Raw genomic sequence first — 22,743 nt, 5'->3', positions numbered from 1 at the left:
GAGACTTGTCAAGAATTTTGTGTTTCCATTTCATAGCGTATATTGTAGAGCTGTAATATATTGTAACTACATTTTTTAAGAATAGGTACTCCGTTTTTCCACTTGCCCCGACGCAAGTTTTCTCTTTGTAAATATATGTTTATCTCTAAAACTTCTACAGATTGAAAATAACCACCGGAGTTTATTCTTATCTTTTCAATCATACTGTTTACGCTTTCTACAGCATTAGTAGTATAAATGTACTTTCTTAAATCTTCAGGATACCTCATATGTGCAAGATAGAACTCTGCTTTTTCGCAAATACCTTTTATGAATCGAGGATATTTTGAGGAGTATTGCTCACAAAGAAGTTTGAACTTTGAAATAGCTTCGTCAAAATCAGCAGAGGAAGTTCTTAGTTTATCAAGCTCTTTGTTGAAAACGGAAGCATCATCTTTTGCCATATGTTTTCTGACATTGCGTTGAAGGTGAACAAAACATAGTTGATGGTCGGCAAGGGGATAAGCGAGTCTAACAGCATCGATAATGCCTGGAAAATCATCGCTTACAACTATTAAGACTTTTTTAAGACCTCTTGTAATTAAGTCGTCAAAGACTCTCATCCAATCGGCTTTGTTTTCTTTGCCGAAGAAAGTGTAGATACCGAAGATATCTTTTTTGCCTTCTAAATCAATGCCAAGCACGACATAGCAAGTAGCTTGTTTAACTTTTGAGTTATCTTTAATTTCGCAATGGTAACCGTCAATGATAAGAGCAAAAGCACTTTCAGGAAGTTCTCTTTGTTTGAAAAGTTGAAGCTCGTTTTTAAGATCGTTTTTGATTTTTTCGATTTCGTCTTCAGAATAAGGCAGATTCATGCTTTTAAGAGTTTGGACAAGAGAACTTTCTGAGTAACCATTGGCGACTAAAGACATGAGCAGGTCAGTGTATGAGCTGTCAACCCTTTTGTAGCGGTCAGGGAGAATGGAAGGTCGAAAGTTACCAGAGCGTGTGCGAGGAACAGAAATTTCAAGGCTGCCAACAGGTGTTGCAAGTTTTCTGCCGTAAAAACCATTGCCTTTATCGTTTTCGTTTTTAGCAAGGTAAACAGTTCTTTCTGATAACATAAAGCAATCGAGCAAGTTTTCCAAAAGCTGTTTTAAAGCTGGGCGAGTAGGATCATCTTTGGAGCAATACATATTTAATACTTGCTCGATAGCCATATTTTTAGCGGTTTCAAAAATTTCATTTTTCTCCATAATCGTGAGCCCCCCTTTGGTGATTATTTCAACACTAATTATACAGTGGACACAATTTTATTTTAACTCCCATATTTGCTGAGTCAATATGAGCTTTTAAAGAAGCAGATAGAAGAGATAGAAGCCGAGATGGCAGAGCTTTTGAGAGAGGTGCCGAATGGAGAGGAACTGCTTAAAATAAAAGGTGTTGGTGTAAAAACGGCAGTTGGCTTTATTTCTGAGGTTGGAGATATAAAGAGGTATGAGGATGCGAGACAGATACAGAAATTGGCGGGACTCAATATAGTTGAGAATAGTTCTGGCAAGTACAAGGGTCAGACGTGTATAAGTAAAAGAGGGCGAGGGAGGCTCAGAAGTAGCTTGTTCAAGGCCATGATTACAATAGTAGCAAAGAATGAAGAATTTAAGCAGCTGCACAGGTATTACACCACGCGAGAGAACAATCCCTTGAAGAAGAAGCAATCATTAATAGCACTGTGTTGTAAATTGATAAGGGTATTTTATGCGATTTTGAAAAAAGGCGTAAAGTATGATGGGAACAAGATGTTGAGCGATATAAAGAGAGAGGCTTTAGCAAGGACAGCGTGAAGTGAAGTGAGAAAAATTGCTTGAACATTCTTAATTTAAAGCAGGAGAAATAGTTTGAGTGATTCACATCTTGAGGGGGTAAAGAAATTCTTAGCTTTGCGAGGAGATTAAGTCATGTCGAGTAGCAAAGCGCCCCTTTTAATAATAGTTCACATCTTAGAAAATGTATTGATGGTTAAGAAATGAAGGAGAAAGGATTAAATGATTTTTTATAGAAAGTAGATTGAAAAATGTGAGCGGGTGGTCAGAGTACATCCTCCATACGGGCGAAGACCCTGCATACGAGCATAACTGACGTCCACGCCATGGTAGATGGGACGAGGGAATTGAGGGCAAGTGAGAAAAGACCCTGAGAGACATGAGAGGGTAAACACCATGGTTGTTGTGGATAGATACCCGCCGTAATATGGTAGAGCAACAAGATAAATACAATAGAGAGGCTGAGTCTAAGCTGGGTATGGTAGAATAAAGCAATAATAACAATATCAAGAACAAAATTATTTGTTTCGATAGCGAATTTTAAAGAAATCGCGAGATATTTTGAGAAAATCAAAGGTATATTGAGAGAGAGAGGTAAAACTGTACTTTTTGTTTCTCACAATTTATATGAGGTACAGGAAATTAGTGATAGAATTGGATTTATAAAAAGCGGTGAAACGATTTTCGAAATACCTGTTTCAGAAAAGTTTTATTTGGTAGAAGGAGATTATCCTGAGTTTCAAACCTATAGAGTGAAAAATAGCAAATTATATGTTTTTGATGAGAAAATGTTTCTAAAGATTAAACCAAAGAATTATCAGATGATAGAAAAATTAGAAGATTTATATGTAAAATTTATAGAAGGGAGGGTTAGTTAAAATGTTTTTTAAAATAATAAAATTAGAAGTCAAAAATTACATTAAAAATGCAATTATATTATTACTAATTTTAAACATTGCGGTGTGGTATGCGCTTAAGAATTTTGAACAATTTTTAAATTATTTAAAAGATAAACCTTCGATAAGCTTATTTTATACATTGTGTGTTGTAATAACTATTTCATATTCAATTGTATTTATAACAACCATTAATTTCGATAAGGACAAGAGTAGTTATGTTTATCATAGATATTTTACATCACCTTTAAGTAATACATTGATATTTTTATCAAAAGTTATTCCAGTTTTAATTACAAGCTCAATAATTGTTTTCATATGGGTTACCTTTATTTTATTAAAAAGTCATTTGAATAACATTTATTTATTTCTTTTTGTTATTCTCACTGTTTTTGTGTTTTCATTAGGATGTATATTCATAATTTATTCGGTCAGTCTCACTACGAAAAACAGCGTATTGATAAGTGGAGTAAAATTTTCACTTGTTTTCTTATTTTCATATATTCCTAAATTGGCATTTTCGAGTAATATATCAATTCAAGTTTTAAAAGCTGGACTTATATTGTTATGTTGGGGTGTATTTATTGTTGGTTTAGTGATACTTAAAAGGATAAATGTAGAAAAGATAATAACAAGTTAATTCAAACGTTTGGAAGAAGCTAATAAATCCGATAATAGCAAGTATCTGCTTCCAAAAATGAGGTAGCTTTTTTATTGTGAGAAAGCGAAAAAAATTGAAGAAATTTGAAGATATTTGGAGTAAAAGTGCTAATGATAAAATAAAATCATCAGAAATGACACAAAAAATTCTCCACCTGGCAATTCCAAAAATACCTTCTGTAGTGTAGAATAGGGTATATAAAAACTACAGAAGAAGAAAACGAAGGGATGCTGACAATAGCAATGCATATTACAATTCATACATTATACAAACAGGAATGCAACAAAAGCCAGATAGCCAGAATGTTGGGCATTGATAGAAAAACTGTGAGGAAAGTAATCAAAGATATTGAATAGAAGAGAATGTGGGCATCAATAGGGCTACCTGGAACAGGAAAGACTCATCTTGCAATAGCGTTAGAATTAAAAGCTGTGTCATTGGTCTATAGGGTACTGGTTACAAAAGTAAATAGGATGCTTAAAGATTTATACATTTCAAGAGCAGGTAATTCATATCAGCAGAAACTAAAAAAATACGTCAATGTGGACTTGTTGATTTTAGATAAATTGTGACTGAGGAAACTAAATCAAGGAGTCGTTAGAGGTTCAGTAGTAATGGGTGGTCACAAAGTTTAGATATTTAGTGGCAAGTCACTATTTAGTGACTTACTAACTACAAAAAAGGTGGGGAATTTTTATGTTAGCTTATTTTATTACTGTTTTAATTAAAGGGACTGCAAAAGGTTTATTTTTTCCTATTTGGATTTTACATATGTCAAATTTAAAAGTTTCATTATTTGCTATCGGAATACTGGGTAGTGTCTTAGAAACAATTAGGTTTGTTACAGAAATTCCTTTTGGGGCATTTGCAGATAGATATGGTAGAAAAGTTTCATTGTTTTTATCAGCTCTTTTAAATTTTATTGCTTTTTTCTTATTTTCATTAGGAAATACATTTTGTATGTTCCTATTTTCTGTATTAATAATGGGATTAGCAGATTCCTTTGAATCTGGAGCATTAGAAGCATGGTTAGCTGATTATTTAATTCTGAAAGGGAAAAGCGATAAATTTGAGATTGAGATTAGAAAAATGTACATTGTTTTTATTACAGGAAGTATTATTGGAGCAGTTTTTATAACCTTTATGTACAAAATAAATGCCATCCTACCATTTATAGTATCGGCAATATTATATATTATTGCAGCTTTGATAACTTATTTTTTTGTACCTGAATCGTTACAAGAATCTTATAATTCAAATAGCAACGAGTCAATGATAAATAAGATTAAATTATCTATTTGTTATATTATTTCAACTAAAAGTTTATTTTTATTGTCATTAGCAGTATTTTTATTCGCAATAGGATTAGATGGCATAGAAAGATTTTATCAAACATTTCTTAAATTTAAAAAATTTAATATTTTCTTGATAAGTAATATATATATAATCAGTGCTATTTTTAGTCTTATGTTTATGCTTTTACAAAACAAATTGGATAGTCCTAAAAAGAATGAGTTGTTAATAATTGGTTGTCTAAAAATTTCAATGTTTATGATAGTAACTATTGCTGTCTTTGTAAAGTTAAATATTATTTCATATTTATGTTTAATACTTTTTTTTATACTAGAAGTTCTTCTTAGGCCTTATCTTCAAAGTTATCTAAATAGATATATAAATTCTGAAATAAGGGCTACTGCATTATCATTTTTTCAATTTGCAGAGGCTAGTGGCGAAATTTTAGCAGGTATTGGAATTGGTTACTTTATAAAGGTTTTAGGTATTTCATATGGCTTGTTTGTAAGTGCTGCATTTATTTTAATTTCGGGTTTAGCAGTTTTTGTTTTGTTATTTTTTGAAAGAATATATAGAAATGTAGATTAAGATGGGGAATGTTTAGATGCCTATTTATAAGCAAATAAATATGGACTACAGAGTGTTTAAAATGGATATTTATTTAGTAATAGGATTGCTTTAAATAAAACAACTATTGAAATATGGGACTATTGGAATTAAAGAGTTATTAGGTGATATACCTATACTTGCAGCTTCAATAAGGGTGACTAAACGATGCAATGCATTATGCAAACACTGCTATGGCAACTCAGGCGAACCATTTTATAATGAGTTGACTACTCGGGAAAATTAAAAAGCTAATAGATGTTTATAGTGATGAATTTTGGTAAAGAAAATCTTTTTCACAGGTGGAGAACCGTTTGCAAGAGAAGATATAGTAGAGATATTACAATATGCATACTACAAAATATGGAAATATTAATCAGTACTAATGGTTTTTTACTCACAAAGGATATATTAAAAGGAAATACAAAATATAGATTTTTCTGTATTTCAAATTAGTATTGATGGTCCTAAAGAAATTCATAATAAGATTAGAGGTGATGGATTTTTTGAAAAAGCAATAAATGCTTTAAAGTCCTTAAAAGAGTTGAACTTTAAAAATGTGACAATAGCTACTTGTCTTATGAGAGAAAATTATGATCAAATTGTCATTAAACGATATGAATTGCCAGTAGTAGATTTAATTGTAAGGTGTGATTATGTTAATTCAATTAATAGACTTTGATAAATTTACAAAACTATAAAGATGTAATGCAAAATAATGTGAGAACTTTCTTAATAGATATAAAAACAAATTTTAAAATACAAAATAATTACAATTAATTCGTTTCAAAATTAAAGAATTACAATAAAACTTTGAATGTTGCATATATACCGGAACTATATCATTTCGAAAACAATAAATTTAGAATAATAATGCAAAAAGAAAAGGAGTTAATTCTTTCTTGCTTAGTATATAATTATAAAAATCTATATTTAAAAGTATTTTTAGATCAAAACAATACTACCTCAATTACTTGTTATAAATCAATAAATGCACCTATTACAGATTACTTTTGCCAGATTGAAAATTAGAAGAAAAAGTGATTGATTCAAAAGTAACATGTAATTGGTTATTAGATAATTTATATAACAATACAGAGTAGAATTATTGAATAAGCTTATATTTATTGGGGAAGGGTGCAAAAGGATGAATTTTAAATACTATGTAAAAATAGTATTGTTATTACCTACTATTTTCATTGTTTTTATAAATTTAATTGAGGGTATCATAAACATATATATTTCTAATACCTTTGCTAAATTATTTTCATTAGCTATCCAAAAAGATATGGAGGTTTTTATATGTAATGTAGTTACCTTTCTTTTAATTTATCTTATTATTATTTCTGGCAAATTATTTTTTTCATTGTTAATTGAATTTTTTAAAGAGAATAGAATTATTGAACTAAAGAAAAAGTTATTTATGTTGTTTTTGAATAACAAATATTCATTAATAGAAAAATATGGACAAGGTGAGATTTTAAATAGATTAGAGCAGGACTTTAATGATATAGTAAAGTGTTTTTATGTTCATTATTCTTCAGTTTTTTCAGCCTTAATATGTTTAGCAGGTTATTTTATTTTTTTGGGTCTAAAAAATTTTTCTCTTTCAGTTATTTTTTTTGGTCTTTGGATTTTACCTATATTTCCACTGTTTTTTACAATAAAATATATGAATAAAATAGTTGAGGAAAGTCATCGTGCAGATGATGAGTTAACAGGTTTTATTAAACAGTCTTTTGAAGGAATTGAAGTAATAAAAGCATATAATCTTTATGAATGGGCCTCTTTAAGATTTCTTTCCTTGGAAGAAGTCAGTAAAAAATGTGCAAATGAAATGGAAAAAGTAGGAACAATTGAAGATATACTTTACAACTTATGCAACAATATAGCAAAATTTGGTACATATATCATGTTAGGTTTATTTTTATATAAAAAATTAATAACTCCTGATTTGGTTGTAGTGTTTATATCACTTTTTCCTATTGTAATTGATAATTTTAAAGTAGCAGCAAAAGGTTTTCAAAATTTGAGGGTTGAAAAAAGTTCTTTTGAAAGAATTAGTGAAATACTAAATTTTGATATAGAAAATCAATATGGGAATATGATACAAATAAATGAAATTGAAAATATTGTGTTTAAAAATGTTTCGTTTTCCTATGAAAATTCTAAGAGTATCTTCAACAAAATAAATTTTCGTATCAACAAAGGAGATAAGATATTGATTATGGGTTCTAATGGAAGTGGAAAAACTACTCTTTTGAAGCTTATAATGGGGCTTTATGAATCTTTTAAAGGTGATATTCTTATTAATGGTGTACCACTTTCAAAAGTAGATTTTAAGAGTTTCAGTAAACACATTTCATTTATTCCCCAAAATTTTACTTTCTTTACACAGGATATAGATAATAACCTTAATATGGTGATTCAAGACAATTTGGAAGATAGAAAAAGAAGTTTACTGCACTTGTTTGGTTTGGATGATATTTTATCAAAAAAAATTAATCAACTTTCAGATGGGCAAAAACAGAAAATATCAATAATAAGAGGGTTGTTGAAAAAGTCTTCAATCTTAATAATTGATGAACCGACTAATTATCTTGATACTAAAAGTATAGAAATTTTGAAAGATATTCTTTGTAAAAGTGAAAAAACAATAATAATTGTTTCACATAATATTGAATTGGCAAGTTGTGTAAATAAAATTTGGAGAATCGAAAACCAATCAGTAAACGAAATTGCTGAAATTTATTAACAGTGAGGTAGTATTTTATGGTGATTAAAGAAAAAAATAGATTAGTTAGAAATTTTTTGGTTAAATATTGGTATGTATTGTTGTGTGATATAATTATTTTTTCTCTACAAAATATTGTAGACATATATTTGGTATCAAAATTAGGAGTTTATATGGATGCAGCATTAAAAAGAGATTTTTATTTATTGAAAAACAACATAATTAATCTTCTATTTATTCTGTGTATTGTTATTTTTGTTTTGCCGTGCATATCTTCTATATATAGAGCTTTATTGTTTGGGAAGGTAGTAGTCCTACACGATACTAATATCTACAAAAAATTTTTGTGTCAAAAGCTTTTGAAATTAAGTAAATTGACAGTTGGTGAAGTGCTGACAAGATTTAATGATGATATAAGATTATTTAGATTTGCAATTTTGGATGTTGTTGAAATTTTATTTTCTTGTATATTCATACTTTACGTACTATATGTAATGATAAAAATAGAAATTTTTTATTCAATATTATCTTTTATATTAGTTTTACTTCCTATAATAGTTCCTCTAATCACAAAAAAACAAAACCAGAGAATTACAAAATATGGTCAGGTGAGGAAAGATGAATTAAGAGAATTAGAAAATCAAGTTGTTCAAAGTTTTATGTATATCAAAGTTCATTCATTAGAAAAGGAAATAGAGGAAATGATAAAAAAGTGCTACCAAGACTTTATTGAAAAGTATGTAAAAGAGAAGATCAAAACTTCAGTTATTTTAAAGACAATGGATGATACTTTCTCTCAGATTTCAATGCTATTTATGTATATCTTGGGCAGTTATTTTATGTTAAGAAATAAAATTTCCTTGGGAGATTTTATAAAAATAGCTGGATATTCAATTTTGATAAAGGGAATGATAAATTACATCATTAATACGATTAACCAGTTTTATAAACTTAAAATATTCTCAAAGAGGATATTAGATTTAATAAACTCTCCAGAAAGACATGGAGGAAAAGTACTAACAAAGGATATAGAAATTGTAGAGATAAAAAATATAGGATATAGCTTTGATAAAGATTATATTTTCAAGAATATTTCTTTCGACATAAAAAAAGGAGATAAAGTAGCAATAATAGGTGAAAATGGGTCTGGAAAGACTACTTTTTTGAAAATTCTTTTGGGTTTCTATGAGGACTATGAAGGTGAAATTTACATTAATGGGATTGAACTCAAGGAAATAAATTTAGAGAGTTTAAGAGAAAGTATTGGGTATTGTTCTCAACAGCCATTTATATTTAACTTTTCAGTGGAAGATAATATCAAGATGGTGAAATTCAACAAAGAAATAAATACTTTAGAGAGCGTTATGAAAAAACTAATGTTGGAAGAAATAAAAGACAAACGTGCGGGTGATAATGGAATTTATTTATCAGGTGGGCAAAAACAACGAATTTCTCTTGGAAGAGCAATGCTCAAAGGGAGGCAATTTTATTTGTTTGATGAAGTAACTGCAAATTTAGATGAAGAGGGGAAAAAAGTTATTTCCAGTTTACTAGAAGATCCAAACACTACTATTATTATGGTTACTCATGAAAGGGACTTATTGAGATATTTTAATAAAATTTATCAAATTGATTTCAATTAAATTTTATTTTAGGAATATAATGTCATATAATGAAAGTATATGAGGTTTTATATAATTACTTGATAAATTATATAAAAGATGAGAGTCTTCTATGGTATTTTCAAATACGAAGCACTCAACTGGGCAGTGCCATTTTTCACTTTGTTGTGTTCTTAGCTTTGGGTATAGAGTACAGTGTATTTTTGCTGATAAGGTTTTATGAATATAAAGACTTAGAGATAAACGAGGCGCTCAGGCTTACCTCGGCAAATATAGGGCATGTTGTAACCTCAGCTGCTATAATCTTAGCCGGCACATTTGCGGCAATGCTGCCATCTGGGATTTTGACATTAATGCAGGTTTCAATCTGTGTTGTGATAGGTCTTGTTCTGCTTGCATTTTTCCTTTTGCCGTTTTTGTTCAATAGTTTGATGAGGGTAAAAAGGGATATAGTTTAAAAGTGACCTAAAGATAATTAGAAAGCTGCTACCGGAAAGGTGGCAGCTTTTTAATTACATGTAAGTGCAAGAAAATTTAAGGTATTTAGAGATATTTGAAGAAAGAGAGAGCTCATAGCTGAAAAATGCTAAAAAATTGATTAAAAAAAGTAAAAAACGCGTTTGACAAAATAAAATTACCAATGTAGAATTTAGACAAAGATAGTAAGGTGGATATTAATAGATATAACAATTTATACAATGTCTTATCAAAATAATATAGTTTATATACCACCAGGTTGATTTGCTATTTGGTATTAGACCTGTATATGATTAAAATTATTTCTTGAGAGGTTATAGTTTACAATGGCATCAACCTCTCATGGGTGCTCATGAAGGGATGCAAAATAAAATAGGTAGGAGGAATAAGAATATGAAAAACCGTAAAAAGAAGGTAGCTTTTTTAAGTATTATGACGAGTTTTGTATTTATATTTAATGTATTTAACTTCTCTTTGTCATATGCTGAAGATGAAAAATATAAGATAGTTGGCAACTATACATTGCAAGATAGTAAATTGATAGAAAGTTTGCTCAATATTAATAGTCTTGTGCTAAAAAGTCCCAAAAATTATTTAAGGATTAATGATGATGGAAGTATTACTGTCAATGAATCAATAAAAGATATAGTCAAAGACGATAATTTAATATTGAAGTATAAAGAATGCATAAAATACCTTAACTTAGCTATAGAGGAAGGAATTATAGAAGTAAAAGATGATTTTAGTATACAGCTTTCAAAAAATATACAACTAAAAAATAAAAGTGTAAAAAGCGATAAAAATTCAATTGTTATTCAGCGTGATCCAGATGAGCCAGAGCGTGTATATTTGATAGAAATGTGCAGAGCTAATGTAAATGAATTGAACGGTATTTATTTATCAACATTAATTATTAGTGGAAATGCTGCCTTAGCGTATTCTGCAAAAGTTGCATATTGGACATCTAAAGTAAGAGAAGGTGGTGATTGGGATTACAAAAGAATATATGGATGGAATAAATTATATAAAATCGTTGTTGATGGTAAGATAGAGTATATACATGGAGAAGATATTGGTAATATTCATTATGGATATACAGGTAGATCATTACCTCTTCCAGCAGAAGTTTTATGTTCAGCTGCTGGACTTGCTCAAATATTAACTGGAAATTTTAAAATTTCTTGGTATAATAGCTATTTTGATGATCCGAAAGATCAAGAAGCAATTAGGAAAGGGATATCATGGTATGAGCAAGGTTTATAAATCTAATGGTTCAGCTGAAGTAAACAAAGGTTCTTTTAAAAGAATATTAATCAAATTATTGATGACAATATTAATGCTCATATTATTATTTACTTTATTTGTCTGCTGGCGATTTTTTGATATGAACATGCTTCCGCATGGCGAATTTTTAAGTGAATCTTTATCCCCTGATGGAAAATATAAAATTAAATTTTACTTAATCAATGGTGGTGCAACAACAGCATATGGAGTTAGAGGAGAGCTGTGTTATAAAAGTGGCTTAAAAATTAGAAACATATACTGGGATTACCCGGAAGATAGAGCTGATGTTAGATGGATAAATAATCATGTAGTTATAATTAATGGTCACAGATTAGACATTTTTAAAGACTCTTTTGATTGGAGAAAAGAACCTGTAAAAAGGCGATAGAACAATTTTGAATAAAAAACAAAAATCTCAGGGAAAGTGAGCAGAGTATTTTTTCGCTATAGAATTTTTCTTAAGCTTAAATAGCCTGCAATCCTTTATTTTCAAAGATTTGCAGGTTATTTTTATTTCAGCAATCTACAAAAGTCCCTTTGTAAAAATAAAGGCGATTTTTTCTTTTTTTGTAATATAATTTTATGGGTAAATTTGATAAAATGTATAGATACGTAAAGGAACAAAAATTAGGCTCTATGTCATAATATGATTGTATTTAAGGATAAATGGATAGAGAAGGAAAGGAAAAGTATACTTTAGAATAAACTGCAGTGTGTTCTTGCTGATAAGATTTTATGAATATAAAGACTTGGAGATAAACAAAGCACTGAGACTTACCTCAGCAAACATTGGTCATGTTGTAACATCCGCGGTGATAATTTTAGCCGGCACATTTGCGGCAATGCTGCCATCTGGGATTTTGACATTAATGCAGGTTTCAATCTGTGTTGTGATAGGTCTTGTTCTGCTTGCATTTTTCCTTTTGCCGTTTTTGTTCAATAGTTTGATGAGGGTAAAAAGGGATATAGTTTAAAAGTGACCTAAAGATAATTAGAAAGCTGCTACCGGAAAGGTGGCAGCTTTTTATTTACATGGAAATGTAAGAAAATTCAAGGGATTTAAAGATATTTGAAAAAAGAGAGAGCTTACAGCTGAAAAATGCTAAAAAATTGATTAAAAAAAGTAAAAAACGCGTTTGACAAAATAAAATTACCAATGTAGAATTTAGGCAAAGATAGTAAGGTGGATATTAATAGATATAACAATTTATACAATGTCTTATCAAAATAATATAGTTTATATACCACCAGGTTGATTTGCTATTTGGTATTAGACCTGTATATGATTAAAATTATTTCTTGAGAGGTTATAGTTTACAATGGCATCAACCTCTCATGGGCGCCCATGAAGGGATGCAAAATAAAATAGGTAGGAGGAATGGGAATATGAAAAACCACAAAAAGATTTTATCATTTTTAATTACACTTACTTTAATGATAGTAAGCATTTTCTATTTTTCAACTCATAAAACTGCTGCAATTTCAGTTTCTGCTGTTCAAAAAACTGATTTTCCAAACTTCAAAACGATAGTAAATATTCCTGTTTCGGTAGATGGCATTGAATATACTGGCATTATAGGATATGGTTCACATGAAGGTCCTAATGCTTTTGATGTAAAAGGTGATAAAGTTTATGTTCTGGATAATGTTCATCACAGAGTACTCGTATACAGCAAAGAAAATGGTAATTTGATTAGAAGAATTAATATACCAAATGAACAATGGATTCACGGTATGGCAGTAGATAAAGAAGGAAAAATATATTTGTTTAATGCTGGTACAAATACTTTAATTACAATAAATAATGGAGTAGTTGATATCTCAACAAATAAAGAGCTGAGATTAGAGCCGTTTTACAAGTTTGATGTAAATGATAACGGTCCATTTGTTGTGCTTTCTGGTGATAAAATGAAAACGTGTTTTTTAGCTAAGGATATCAACAAAAACAAATTATATGTAGCAGAAGAAAGAGAAGGAGTATTTTCTTCTGATGGAAGTGTAAGCAAAGTAAACGCTTCTGCTTGTAAAGCAAGCATAGATACAGGTGATGCTTTTGAATTTCCAAGATGGTTTGTTAATGAAAATTGTGCTTATGAATATATTGGTAGAAGAGGTTTTATTCAGTTTTGGAAGATAACTAACGATTACGGTGAATGGATAGTCAAGTTAAATTCAAAAACACAGAATATTGAAGGACTTGTTAAGATTCCAGATGGTAAATATTATTTCCCGATACGTGATGCAGTACTTGAAGGGAATGACGTCTTTGTATTGGTGCCCTGTGAAAAGAATGTTTATGTATTAGAAGTTGATTCGTGGATGACAAATGATCAGTATATCAAATATAAAGAATCATTGGGAAGTGAAAAAAACTTAATTGAGAACAAAAACAGTGATATTCAGTTTAATGAGCAAACTAAATATATAAGTACCTCAAGTCTAAATAGAAACCAAATTATGTCTATTGCTTACCAGTACAATAATTACAAATGGTATTGTTCAAAACAGAATTTTGATGGTTCAAAAGTAGCAAATCCTAATTTGTGGAAAAGACCATGTTTTATAACCTCATATAATACTTACTATTATCAGGTTCCATATTGTTGGGGTGGAGGAGATTCTTTATCAGAGTTTGGGCAAAAAATTAATGAGGGTTATGCTGCAGGAAATGTTTATACAAGTAGTAGTGGTTATGTAGGAGGAACAACTGGGGTCGATTGCTCGGGTTTTGTTAGTAAATGCTGGATGTTGCCTTATAAATGGAGTACTTATGATATAATGAGATACTGTAAAAGTATCAGTTTTAGTGCCTTGCAACAAGGAGATGCTTTATGTAACAGTGGTCATGTTATGCTGTTTTATCAAAAGGATGCTTCTGGCAACTATATAGTATATGAAAGTACAACTGGAGGTTATGATCGAGTTATCCATCGTGCACGAAGCAAGTCTGAGGTAGAAGGTTCATATGGTGCGTATCAGTGTCCGTAGTTAATATGTATGTTATCAAATCAAAATACCTCCTTGTGGCTTTATCAAAAATTTGCCACAAGGGGGATTTTATTTATAGACAAAAAGACATAGGTTCAATTGTCAGCAAGACAGTTATAATAAGTGTTTGTATCAGAGAATTTTTATTAAAAAAATGAAAGGAGCAAAAAAGAATGAAGTTAAAAAAAAAATTGCTTGTGCCCAAACTATTTGCTGTAATAGCTTGTTTTGCTGGGATACTTTTAGTTGGATTTTTAATAATTTACAGCCGTCAAAATATTGTAAAAATTGGATATGTAAGAATATTAGGAAATGAAAACATCAATGAAATTTATGGAAGAACATTGGAAGGAAGAGTAATTGATAGCCGTGGAAATGACAATTTGTTATTCAAATTTAAAACAGCAGATAGTGAGATTGATAAAAATTTTACGCTTTTTCCACGTCGATTTTTTGCATGGGGAAAAAATCATATAGCTTACACAAACGACCTGAAAGAAATAATTGTTGTTAATTATAAAACCAGAAAAGAGGTGTATCGGCAAAAATTAAATGAAAGAATAGAATATATCAGCGTAAATAAAGAAAAAGAAGAATTTGTAATAGCGACAAGTAAAGCGTTGTATCTTTTGAGGAATAAAAATAAAGTAAGAGATGAAGATAACAATGAATTTTTATTAACACGTATAGCAGAAGGTAAATTTTGCTGTCCCTCTATTTCCTCTGATAGTAGATATATAGTGTGTGGTGAGTATGATAATAAAGAAAATGAGTTGGCTGTATCTCTTGTTATGTTTGATTTGTTGAACAAAACAAAGAAAAAACTTTTATCTGAGAAGATTGGCAATTTTTCTGTGAAAGAAGTATATAGAATAATATATTTTACAGCAATAAACAGAATCAATAAATGGATTGTATTACAATCAAGGACTCCTGCTGAACCACCATATGTATGGATTTCTGCAATTGATTTAAAAAGTGGTACGAAAAAAGAATTTACTGAAAACACAGGTTTGAGCAACTCACCGGGATGTTTTGTATCAGAAGATAAATATTTATTTACACAGGGTGAGCCAGAATATAGAGGATTTGGAGATTATTCTACTATAAATGATCCGTTTAAGTCAAAGCCGGTTATTCTTGACCTTAATACTGGAAAATTGGAAATTGTGAATGATGTGCCAAAAGACATTAATGTCTATTGGCCGATATATGGAAATGATAAAGCAATTTATTTTATTGACAGAAACTATCAGTCATTTGTACCTAATAAAATTTTTGATACTAATATTTATAGGCTAAAAAATAAAAAGGTTGAGCTATTATTTCAGGTAAAGGGCGGTATTGTAAGTTATGATGTTATTTCAAAATGAAGTTTTTATTTTAGTCCAACGGCGTTCACCTTTTCATGAGCGCTCATGAAGGGATGCAAAATAAAATGGGAGGTGGATAGTAGATGTTTACCAAAAAAATGCTTAGAATGAACTTTGACAAATTCATTGCTTTTTGTTCAGTTTTGCTTTTAGTGTTAAGTAGTTGGAATTCTTTAGCTGCAACGGCTTTGAATAGTAACGAAATAGATAAAAGCCATAATAAAATACCCTCTTATATGAAGCCAGGTACGATTATTACATTTGATGAAAATGGAAAATTAATTATTTTGTCTGAAGGCAGTGATAATCTAGTTTCTTTATCAAAAGAAGACAAAAAAATAGCAGAAAATTGTAAACCGCTACCTGAAGAGGATTTACCTGAAGTAGAGCCTGGAATGATAGTTGTATATGACGCATTAGGTGCACCAGTTGTTATTCATCAGGGGCAAGAAGAACCTTTGAAAATTGATTTAAAAGAAGTGAAATTAGATGAAATCAAAACTAATGATAGTAAATCAGAAAAAATAGAAAATAAAGCAAACGATGATGAAAATAGTAATAACATTTTGCAACAGGGTGCTATAAAGTTGAATACAGAAACAGGTTATATTTCATGGTATAATGGTGAAGGAAAAAAGGAGCAGCAGGAGTTATATTGGATAGCGAAAGTGCTGCACATAAGACAATTAAATTTTGGACAAGGGTAAAGGTAACCAGTCTTGAAAATGGCAAAAGCACAACAGTAAAAATATTAGATAGAGGTCCATATGTGCAAGGTAGAATATTGGATATGGTAAAAACAGCATTTTCAAAAATTCATAATCCAAGTAAAGGAATTTTTAGGGGGAAAATAGAATGGCCTATTCAAAGTTAAAAATAGATGTAATAAGGATAGTAGCAATTTTATTGCTACTATCCTTATCTTTAGGAATTTATAATAAAGGGGGAGCCAGCAAAGAAGAGGTAGTGGAAAAGTTACTTATCTCAGTATATGATAAAGATGGAAAGACTCATATGTGGAAGATTATACCTAAAAAGAGAAAGGAAGAACTAATTCTTAAAAACAGGGAAGTTATGACCTTTGGAGATATTTCTACAAATGAGGAATGGCTTGCGTATGATGATGCAATTGGAACTGGGCCTTGGGAGTTGTTTGTGAAGAATTTGAAAAATCGAAAAGTATTTCAAGTTACTAATAATGATCAAGCTGGAGAAATAGATATTGAAATTCTCAGTGAAAAACCTTTGAAAATATGTGTATCAAGAGTTGGATTGAGTTCTCCAATACCAAGAATATGGATTTTTGATGTTGAAAAGAAAAAAGCTCAAATGGTAAAACCTATAAATTCTGATATGGCATTTGACGAAATTGAGGTGATTGATAGTAATCACATTTTGACTGTTGCTTATTCATATAAGGATGAGAAAAAGATGTATGAGGATAATTCCTCTGTTGATTCAATAAAACATACTTTTTACATCATTGATTTAAAAAATCAAAAATATACGAAAATTACTGAACTCAAAGCAGGATCAATTGGAGCTTTAGGTTTTGTACCAAAGAGTAATATTATTACTTTTAGTGCAACCAATATTTATCTAAACTCTACCAGAAAAAAGGGAGAAACGGGCATATACAAGTTAGATCTGAAGTCAAAAGTAATAGTACCAATACTAACTGAAAGTATGCTAAAAAAAATAAAAGATACATCTGTTGAGGAGTTTTCCTCTCCGATAGAGGGATATTTAAGTAATGATGGGAAAAAACTCTGGTTTATCGGTATTCCTAAAAATTCAAATAAAATGATGTTTGGTGAAGGGATTGAAGCTTATCCAAGCGCTGTTTTTGAGTATGATTTAAGAGAGAAAAAGGTGCGAAAAATATTTGAAAAAAAGAATACTTTTATAACAAAGATGACAGTTTCATATGGGAAATGATATTACAAGAAAGGGGCTATCAAATTATTTTTTTGACAGCCCCTGTTTTAATCTGTCCCCAAAATTTTCTTTTTAAAACCTTTTTGCTATCTCCTCAGCCTCTTTCAACGCATTTGAGATAATCTTTTCTACATCCTCACCCACAATGTCAAGCCGCTGAGCTGTTATTGTCTGAAAATCCTCAACTCCCATAAAACCCAAAATTGTTTTCAGGTACCTGTTTGCCATCTCAAAGTCTGAAAATGGTGGTGTTTTGTACTCTCCGCCTGTTGCCATGATATGAACTGCTTTTTTGCCACGAAGAAGCCCCACAGCCCCTTGTTCTGTGTATTTAAAGGTTATTCCAGAGACTGTGATATAGTCTATATATGCCTTGAGGATTGCAGGAATGCCCAAATTCCACATAGGTGCTGCAAATACGTACTTGTCAGCATTGGCAAACTGATAGGCATACTTCAAAATAGGGTGATGCTTTGATGCCTCAGTCTTTGGAGCGAAGATATCGTTGATGTCCTCTTGAGTAAGAAAATGAATTCCTTCTTTGTAAAGGTCTAAAGTGATAATCTGGTCATTTGGATGAAATTCTTTGTATACCTTTATAAAATGTTCCGAGATTATAAATGTTCTTGAACTTTGGTCGCTCTTTGGATTAGCCTTTATATACAGTAGCTTTGCCATTCGAACATCTCCTTTACAAGAATAATTTTCTTGATTATATTATACCCCTGTAAATCGATTGTATAACTATGAATTTATTTTTGACTACTCAACCGAAGATTTCAAAACATCTACCATTTCATCAAGCGAGATTGCATGTCTTAAGTTTGCTACATTTTTAGACTCAAGTGCTCTTTTTGCATAATATTCTATTCTGTCACCTGGTAATTTTGGAATAGAGTCTTTAACAAAAAATCTTACAAACTCAGAAAATTCATCTATGCTTTCAAAGCCCATGTTGTTTAAAACAAAGCTTACTTCTTCTTTTAAATATTTGCTCTCAAGCCTCAAAAAGCTTGAAAGTAAGATTGCATTGGCTCTTCCGTGTGGGATGTCATGGTAATAAGTAAGGTTGTAACCTAAAGGATGAACAATTAAAGTACCTGTCTGTGCAATAATTATTCCCCCAATCAATGATATCCATGCAAACTTTTCAAGGTCAGTTTCTTTTAGAGCGTTCTCTTTTAGATTACCTTTTGAACTTGTAAACAGGCTCAAGGCTTTTTTTGTATAAGCTTCAATAATGTTGTCAGATGCTTTTGAAAGGTATCCTTCAATAACATGCGAAAGAGCGTCAAAAAGGGTATTTACAATAACATTAAAGGGCAATGTTAGAAGATATTTATAATCGACAATTGCCAGTTTAGGAAAAATCAATTCTGATGCAAAACTCTTTTTATTTTCAATGGTTTTCAAAGTCAAAATAGAATATGGAGTAACCTCGCTTCCTGTACCACATGTTGTTGGTATTGCAACTATAGGTAAGCACTTTTCAAATTTTGAGTCAAAAAGGTCCTGAGCTTTTAGATTTTTTTCAGCACACAGCACTGCCACTGCCTTTGATGAGTCAAGAGGAGAACCTCCACCAATTCCAATTATAAAGTCTGGGGAAAACTCTCTTGCCAATTTTGAAACTTCATCTATCTGTTCTACGCTTGGGTTCTGAGCAATTTTGCTGTATATTGAATATTCAATTGAAAGTTCCTTTAATACAGTTGTTACATCTTCTAAAGAGCCGTTCATCAGAGAAGATGGAGATGTCACGATGAAAGCTTTTTTACCGAGCCTGAAAAGATCTTTATTTTTCAAAACACCATCTTTTTCAAATATGACCTTTGTTGGCATGAAAAATTTGCTCATTTTCAAGGCCTCCTTCACGGTAAGATACTATTTGTGCTTTAAGATAAATTATAGCACATATTTTGTGTTAAAGACGTATAAAAGACCATCTTCACAGGAAAAGTTATTTATTATAGAAAGTATTTTAAGACCAAGCCAGGGGTGATAAAAAACATGGCAAGCAAGGAACAGCAAAGAGCAGTTGCAAAATTGTGTCCAGAGTTTAACGATGGTGGTTACTCTCACAAAGGTGATATGAGCTGTGATGTTTGCATTCATTGGGACGGAAAAAAGTGCAGTATAAATTATTTTGATAATGTCCTGACAAGCATGGACCAGACATAGAGTTTGTAATGGGCTTTTGAAAATTTCTGTTGATTTTTTAGTTCAACTGTCTTAAAATAGTATTGGCAAGAGATGTGGAGAAGCCTGTGAACAGCTTCTTTTGAGAAAGGGGCTGTTTGCAGGCTTTTTTATTTACTAAATTTTAAAAAGGGTGGCTGAAAAATGGATAAAATCTATGATGTTATTGTCATTGGAGCTGGAGTTGTTGGTATGTCAATTTTAAGAGAGCTTTCATTTTACGATTTGAAAATTGCCTGTGTTGAAGCAATGGAAGATGTTGCAGAAGGTGCATCAAAAGCAAACTCTGGTATTGTGCATGCCGGATATGACCCTATTGAAGGTACAAACAAGGCAAAGTTCAATGTTGAAGGAAATAGAATGTTTGAAGAGGTCTGCAAGCAGCTTGATGTTGAGTATAAGATGATTGGGTCATTGGTTGTTGCATTTGATGAAAAAGAGATAAATATCTTAGAAGAGCTTTTGCAAAGAGGCAAACGAAATGGTGTGAAAGGGCTTGAGATAAAGGGAAAATCATGGGTTTTAGAAAATGAGCCAAATTTGAACAGAGAGATTAGAGCTGCCCTTTTTGCGCCATATTCGGGAATTACAAATCCATATAAGCTCACAATTGCACTTTATGAAAATGCCATCCAAAACGGTGCCAAGGTCTATTTTGGCTTTAAGGTGTGCAGAGTAGATACACAAAATGGATATTTTATTATCTATTCCCAAGACAAGAGGCTGCTAAAGACTCGAATTCTTGTAAACTGTGCAGGTGTACATGCAGATGAAATAAGCAAGATGGCAGGTGCAAGAAAGTTTACAATTTACCCGCGTCGAGGACAGTACTTTATATTAGATAAGCCTGAGAAGGAAATTGTCAAAAGAGTTATATTCCAAGTGCCAACAGAAAAAGGCAAAGGTGTATTAGTTACACCAACTGTAGATGGAAATGTCCTTCTTGGTCCAAATTCAGAGTATATAGAGTGCAAAGACGACACATCAACAACTCAAGAAGGACTTGATGAGGTTTTTGAAAAGGCAAAAAGAGTTGTCCCGACTTTAACTAAAAAGGATGTAATTACAATCTTTTCAGGTATCAGAGCAACACCTGATACTCATGATTTTATAATCGAGGAGGACGAGAGAGTTAAAAACTTCATAAATGTTGCGGGGATTGAATCTCCTGGCCTGACATCATCAGTTGCAATAGGAAAGTATGTTGCCGGCATGATAGCAGAAAAATTAAATGCAAAACAAAAATCCAATTTTAACCCCTATAGAGAAGATATAAAAAGGTTTTCAGAGCTTACTGAGGAAGAAAGAAATGAGATGATTAAAAAATTTCCGAGTTTTGGGAATATTGTTTGCAGGTGTGAGTTTGTATCAGAATATGAGATAGTTGAGGCAATAAAAAGAGGTGCAAGGACCATAGATGGCATCAAAAGAAGAACAAGAGCAGGTATGGGAAGGTGTCAGGGCGGATTTTGCACACCACGCATAATTGATATTCTATCAAGAGAACTTAACGTTGATAAAACCCAGATAACTAAATTTGGGAAAAATTCATATATTTTGATTGAGAAAAGGTGGGGAAATTAATATGCATGAGTATAGTGTAATAGTCATAGGTGGTGGGCCTGCAGGGCTTGCAGCAGCCTTAAAGAGTTTTGAAAACTTAGATGATAAAAGGGTTTTGATAATAGAAAGAGATAGTTTTTTAGGTGGGATTTTAAATCAGTGTATCCACCCCGGTTTTGGTCTTCACTATTTCAAAGAAGAATTAACAGGACCTGAATATGCTCAAAGGTTTATTGAATTGGTTGAGAAAAACGGCATTGAGTACTTGACAGACACACATGTAATAGATATAACTCCTGAGAAAGAAGTTATAATTGTGAACAAACGTGGTCTTAAAAAGTTCAAAGCAAGGGCAATTGTGCTTGCAATGGGAGCAAGAGAAAGAACAAGAGGTGCAGTGCAGATACCAGGTACACGCCCGGCAGGAATCTTTACTGCAGGACAGGCTCAGAGGTTTATAAATATCGAAGGGTATAAAATAGGCAAAAAAGCTGTGATAGTTGGCTCTGGGGACATTGGCCTTATTATGGCAAGAAGGCTTACATTAGAGGGAATTGAGGTAAAAGCAGTTGTTGAGATAATGCCATACTCAACAGGGCTCAGAAGAAACATTGTCCAGTGTTTAGAAGACTTTGGTATTCCTCTTCTTCTTTCTCATAAAGTAGTAAAAATCCACGGCAAGGAAAGGGTTGAAGGTGTTACTATCTCAGCTGTTGACAAAGATTTTAAAGAAATTCCGGCTACTGAAAGGTTTATTGAATGCGACACAGTACTTTTTTCTGTCGGACTGATTCCTGAAAACGAGCTTAGCAAAAAAGCAGGGGTAGTGATAGATGAAAGAACAGGTGGACCATTTGTAGATAACACATTTTCTACTACTGCCCACGGCATATTTGCATGTGGGAATGTTCTTCATATTCACGACCTTGTTGATAATGTAACTTTAGAGGCTGAAACTGCTGGTAAGTACGCTGCACTTTATTGCCAAAATCCAGAACTTTTTCAAAAAGGAAAGCTAACAAATATTATAGCATCAGATGGTATCAGATATGTTGTACCACAGCACTTGAACAGGAACTTTTTGGAACCTACAATTTTAAGATTTAGAGTTAACAATGTTTACCACGACAAAGTAATTCTACTTATAAATTCAGGCAAAGAACTTTTGAAAATAAAAAAGCAGTACCTTTCACCTGGTGAGATGGAAAGCATCGCCTTGTCAGAAAAAATATTATCCCAGATAGATTTTTCTGGGGATATAATCTTGAAGCTTGAAGATGATAAATAGCTAAAAAAAGGGAGAT

General features: G+C 31.4%; 19 protein-coding genes and 4 pseudogenes. 20 read left to right on the top strand and 3 right to left on the bottom strand.

Going from position 1 to position 22,743, the window contains the following annotated elements; translation table 11 throughout:
* Positions 1-8: 8 nt before the first annotated feature.
* On the bottom strand, positions 9-1,238 hold the full coding sequence (locus tag H964_RS05970) for an IS256-like element ISCsa2 family transposase (protein WP_011915673.1): 1,230 nt from the start codon (positions 1,236-1,238) through the stop codon (positions 9-11).
* A 66-nt stretch (positions 1,239-1,304) separates the two neighbouring features.
* Between H964_RS05970 and H964_RS05965 the strand changes: the two are divergent.
* The 17 genes and pseudogenes from H964_RS05965 to H964_RS05895 all read left to right on the top strand — a co-directional run.
* Positions 1,305-1,826: pseudogene (locus H964_RS05965) on the top strand (IS110-like element ISCsa4 family transposase); the annotation flags it as partial.
* A gap of 560 nt (positions 1,827-2,386) precedes the next feature.
* Positions 2,387-2,683: a hypothetical protein gene (locus H964_RS05960; RefSeq protein ID WP_237738222.1), complete on the top strand. Its 297-nt coding sequence runs from the start codon at positions 2,387-2,389 to the stop codon at positions 2,681-2,683.
* A gap of 1 nt (position 2,684) precedes the next feature.
* On the top strand, positions 2,685-3,341 hold the full coding sequence (locus H964_RS05955; RefSeq protein WP_011917014.1) for an ABC transporter permease: 657 nt from the start codon (positions 2,685-2,687) through the stop codon (positions 3,339-3,341).
* Positions 3,342-3,604: 263 nt separating this feature from the next.
* Positions 3,605-3,715 (top strand): annotated as a pseudogene (locus H964_RS12365) (helix-turn-helix domain-containing protein); the annotation flags it as partial.
* 9 nt (positions 3,716-3,724) lie between these two features.
* Positions 3,725-3,934 (top strand): ATP-binding protein, encoded by a 210-nt coding sequence (locus H964_RS05950; protein WP_039765659.1) that lies wholly within the window; start codon positions 3,725-3,727, stop codon positions 3,932-3,934.
* Between the two features lie 124 nt (positions 3,935-4,058).
* Positions 4,059-5,243 (top strand): MFS transporter, encoded by a 1,185-nt coding sequence (locus H964_RS05945; RefSeq protein WP_011917015.1) that lies wholly within the window; start codon positions 4,059-4,061, stop codon positions 5,241-5,243.
* 1,165 nt (positions 5,244-6,408) lie between these two features.
* The gene (locus H964_RS05940; RefSeq protein ID WP_039765655.1) at positions 6,409-8,016 is read left to right on the top strand and encodes an ATP-binding cassette domain-containing protein; all 1,608 of its coding nucleotides are present in this window, start codon (positions 6,409-6,411) and stop codon (positions 8,014-8,016) included.
* 17 nt (positions 8,017-8,033) lie between these two features.
* The gene (locus H964_RS05935) at positions 8,034-9,638 is read left to right on the top strand and encodes an ATP-binding cassette domain-containing protein (protein ID WP_039765652.1); all 1,605 of its coding nucleotides are present in this window, start codon (positions 8,034-8,036) and stop codon (positions 9,636-9,638) included.
* A gap of 84 nt (positions 9,639-9,722) precedes the next feature.
* Positions 9,723-10,075, top strand: a pseudogene (locus H964_RS05930) (MMPL family transporter); the annotation flags it as partial.
* Positions 10,076-10,487: 412 nt separating this feature from the next.
* Positions 10,488-11,357, top strand: coding sequence for a polymorphic toxin type 44 domain-containing protein (locus H964_RS05925; RefSeq protein ID WP_011917020.1), 870 nt, complete (start codon positions 10,488-10,490; stop codon positions 11,355-11,357).
* Positions 11,341-11,766 carry a DUF5412 family protein gene (locus tag H964_RS05920; protein ID WP_011917021.1) on the top strand — a complete coding sequence of 142 codons (426 nt, stop codon included), beginning with the start codon at positions 11,341-11,343 and terminating at the stop codon, positions 11,764-11,766. The genes H964_RS05925 and H964_RS05920 overlap by 17 nt, the downstream gene beginning before the upstream one ends.
* 313 nt (positions 11,767-12,079) lie before the next feature.
* Positions 12,080-12,352, top strand: a pseudogene (locus H964_RS05915) (MMPL family transporter); the annotation flags it as partial.
* 412 nt (positions 12,353-12,764) lie between these two features.
* Positions 12,765-14,366 (top strand): hypothetical protein, encoded by a 1,602-nt coding sequence (locus tag H964_RS05910; protein WP_039765646.1) that lies wholly within the window; start codon positions 12,765-12,767, stop codon positions 14,364-14,366.
* Between the two features lie 173 nt (positions 14,367-14,539).
* Positions 14,540-15,739, top strand: coding sequence for a hypothetical protein (locus H964_RS05905; RefSeq protein WP_039765644.1), 1,200 nt, complete (start codon positions 14,540-14,542; stop codon positions 15,737-15,739).
* An 83-nt stretch (positions 15,740-15,822) separates the two neighbouring features.
* Complete coding sequence (locus H964_RS11970; RefSeq protein ID WP_051109309.1) at positions 15,823-16,446, top strand: hypothetical protein; 624 nt, start codon at positions 15,823-15,825, stop codon at positions 16,444-16,446.
* On the top strand, positions 16,395-16,613 hold the full coding sequence (locus H964_RS13515; protein WP_051109308.1) for an RlpA-like double-psi beta-barrel domain-containing protein: 219 nt from the start codon (positions 16,395-16,397) through the stop codon (positions 16,611-16,613). The genes H964_RS11970 and H964_RS13515 overlap by 52 nt, the downstream gene beginning before the upstream one ends.
* The gene (locus H964_RS05895) at positions 16,595-17,677 is read left to right on the top strand and encodes a hypothetical protein (protein ID WP_039765641.1); all 1,083 of its coding nucleotides are present in this window, start codon (positions 16,595-16,597) and stop codon (positions 17,675-17,677) included. The genes H964_RS13515 and H964_RS05895 overlap by 19 nt, the downstream gene beginning before the upstream one ends.
* Before the next feature lie 72 nt (positions 17,678-17,749).
* On the opposite strand, the gene H964_RS05890 is transcribed toward H964_RS05895, so the two are convergent.
* Complete coding sequence (locus H964_RS05890; RefSeq protein ID WP_039765639.1) at positions 17,750-18,355, bottom strand: FMN-dependent NADH-azoreductase; 606 nt, start codon at positions 18,353-18,355, stop codon at positions 17,750-17,752.
* Positions 18,356-18,439: 84 nt separating this feature from the next.
* The gene (locus H964_RS05885; protein ID WP_039765637.1) at positions 18,440-19,534 is read right to left on the bottom strand and encodes an iron-containing alcohol dehydrogenase family protein; all 1,095 of its coding nucleotides are present in this window, start codon (positions 19,532-19,534) and stop codon (positions 18,440-18,442) included.
* Positions 19,535-19,687: 153 nt separating this feature from the next.
* On the opposite strand from H964_RS05885, the gene H964_RS12600 reads away from it, so the two are divergent.
* From H964_RS12600 to H964_RS05875, 3 genes are all read left to right on the top strand, one after another.
* Positions 19,688-19,858 carry a hypothetical protein gene (locus H964_RS12600; protein WP_193353819.1) on the top strand — a complete coding sequence of 57 codons (171 nt, stop codon included), beginning with the start codon at positions 19,688-19,690 and terminating at the stop codon, positions 19,856-19,858.
* A gap of 162 nt (positions 19,859-20,020) precedes the next feature.
* Positions 20,021-21,460 carry an NAD(P)/FAD-dependent oxidoreductase gene (locus H964_RS05880; RefSeq protein ID WP_039765634.1) on the top strand — a complete coding sequence of 480 codons (1,440 nt, stop codon included), beginning with the start codon at positions 20,021-20,023 and terminating at the stop codon, positions 21,458-21,460.
* A 1-nt stretch (position 21,461) separates the two neighbouring features.
* Positions 21,462-22,727 (top strand): NAD(P)/FAD-dependent oxidoreductase, encoded by a 1,266-nt coding sequence (locus tag H964_RS05875; RefSeq protein ID WP_039765631.1) that lies wholly within the window; start codon positions 21,462-21,464, stop codon positions 22,725-22,727.
* Positions 22,728-22,743 lie beyond the last annotated feature (16 nt).

The sequence above is a fragment of the Caldicellulosiruptor sp. F32 genome (assembly GCF_000404025.1).
Lineage (GTDB): Bacteria > Bacillota > Thermoanaerobacteria > Caldicellulosiruptorales > Caldicellulosiruptoraceae > Caldicellulosiruptor > Caldicellulosiruptor saccharolyticus.
The sequence above is the reverse complement of the archived record's forward strand: the minus strand, read 5'-3'. Positions and strand labels throughout refer to the sequence as shown.

Bases quoted from the DNA above. Each gene is read 5' to 3' on its own strand.
- H964_RS05970 (WP_011915673.1), bottom strand. From the start codon at position 1,238: ATGGAGAAAAATGAAATTTTTGAAACCGCTAAAAATATGGCTATCGAG.
- H964_RS05955 (WP_011917014.1), top strand. From the start codon at position 2,685: ATGTTTTTTAAAATAATAAAATTAGAAGTCAAAAATTACATTAAAAAT.
- H964_RS05950 (WP_039765659.1), top strand. From the start codon at position 3,725: ATGTGGGCATCAATAGGGCTACCTGGAACAGGAAAGACTCATCTTGCA.
- H964_RS05945 (WP_011917015.1), top strand. From the start codon at position 4,059: ATGTTAGCTTATTTTATTACTGTTTTAATTAAAGGGACTGCAAAAGGT.
- H964_RS05940 (WP_039765655.1), top strand. From the start codon at position 6,409: ATGAATTTTAAATACTATGTAAAAATAGTATTGTTATTACCTACTATT.
- H964_RS05935 (WP_039765652.1), top strand. From the start codon at position 8,034: ATGGTGATTAAAGAAAAAAATAGATTAGTTAGAAATTTTTTGGTTAAA.
- H964_RS05925 (WP_011917020.1), top strand. From the start codon at position 10,488: ATGAAAAACCGTAAAAAGAAGGTAGCTTTTTTAAGTATTATGACGAGT.
- H964_RS05920 (WP_011917021.1), top strand. From the start codon at position 11,341: ATGAGCAAGGTTTATAAATCTAATGGTTCAGCTGAAGTAAACAAAGGT.
- H964_RS05910 (WP_039765646.1), top strand. From the start codon at position 12,765: ATGAAAAACCACAAAAAGATTTTATCATTTTTAATTACACTTACTTTA.
- H964_RS05905 (WP_039765644.1), top strand. From the start codon at position 14,540: ATGAAGTTAAAAAAAAAATTGCTTGTGCCCAAACTATTTGCTGTAATA.
- H964_RS11970 (WP_051109309.1), top strand. From the start codon at position 15,823: ATGTTTACCAAAAAAATGCTTAGAATGAACTTTGACAAATTCATTGCT.
- H964_RS05895 (WP_039765641.1), top strand. From the start codon at position 16,595: ATGGCCTATTCAAAGTTAAAAATAGATGTAATAAGGATAGTAGCAATT.
- H964_RS05890 (WP_039765639.1), bottom strand. From the start codon at position 18,355: ATGGCAAAGCTACTGTATATAAAGGCTAATCCAAAGAGCGACCAAAGT.
- H964_RS05885 (WP_039765637.1), bottom strand. From the start codon at position 19,534: ATGAGCAAATTTTTCATGCCAACAAAGGTCATATTTGAAAAAGATGGT.
- H964_RS12600 (WP_193353819.1), top strand. From the start codon at position 19,688: ATGGCAAGCAAGGAACAGCAAAGAGCAGTTGCAAAATTGTGTCCAGAG.
- H964_RS05880 (WP_039765634.1), top strand. From the start codon at position 20,021: ATGGATAAAATCTATGATGTTATTGTCATTGGAGCTGGAGTTGTTGGT.
- H964_RS05875 (WP_039765631.1), top strand. From the start codon at position 21,462: ATGCATGAGTATAGTGTAATAGTCATAGGTGGTGGGCCTGCAGGGCTT.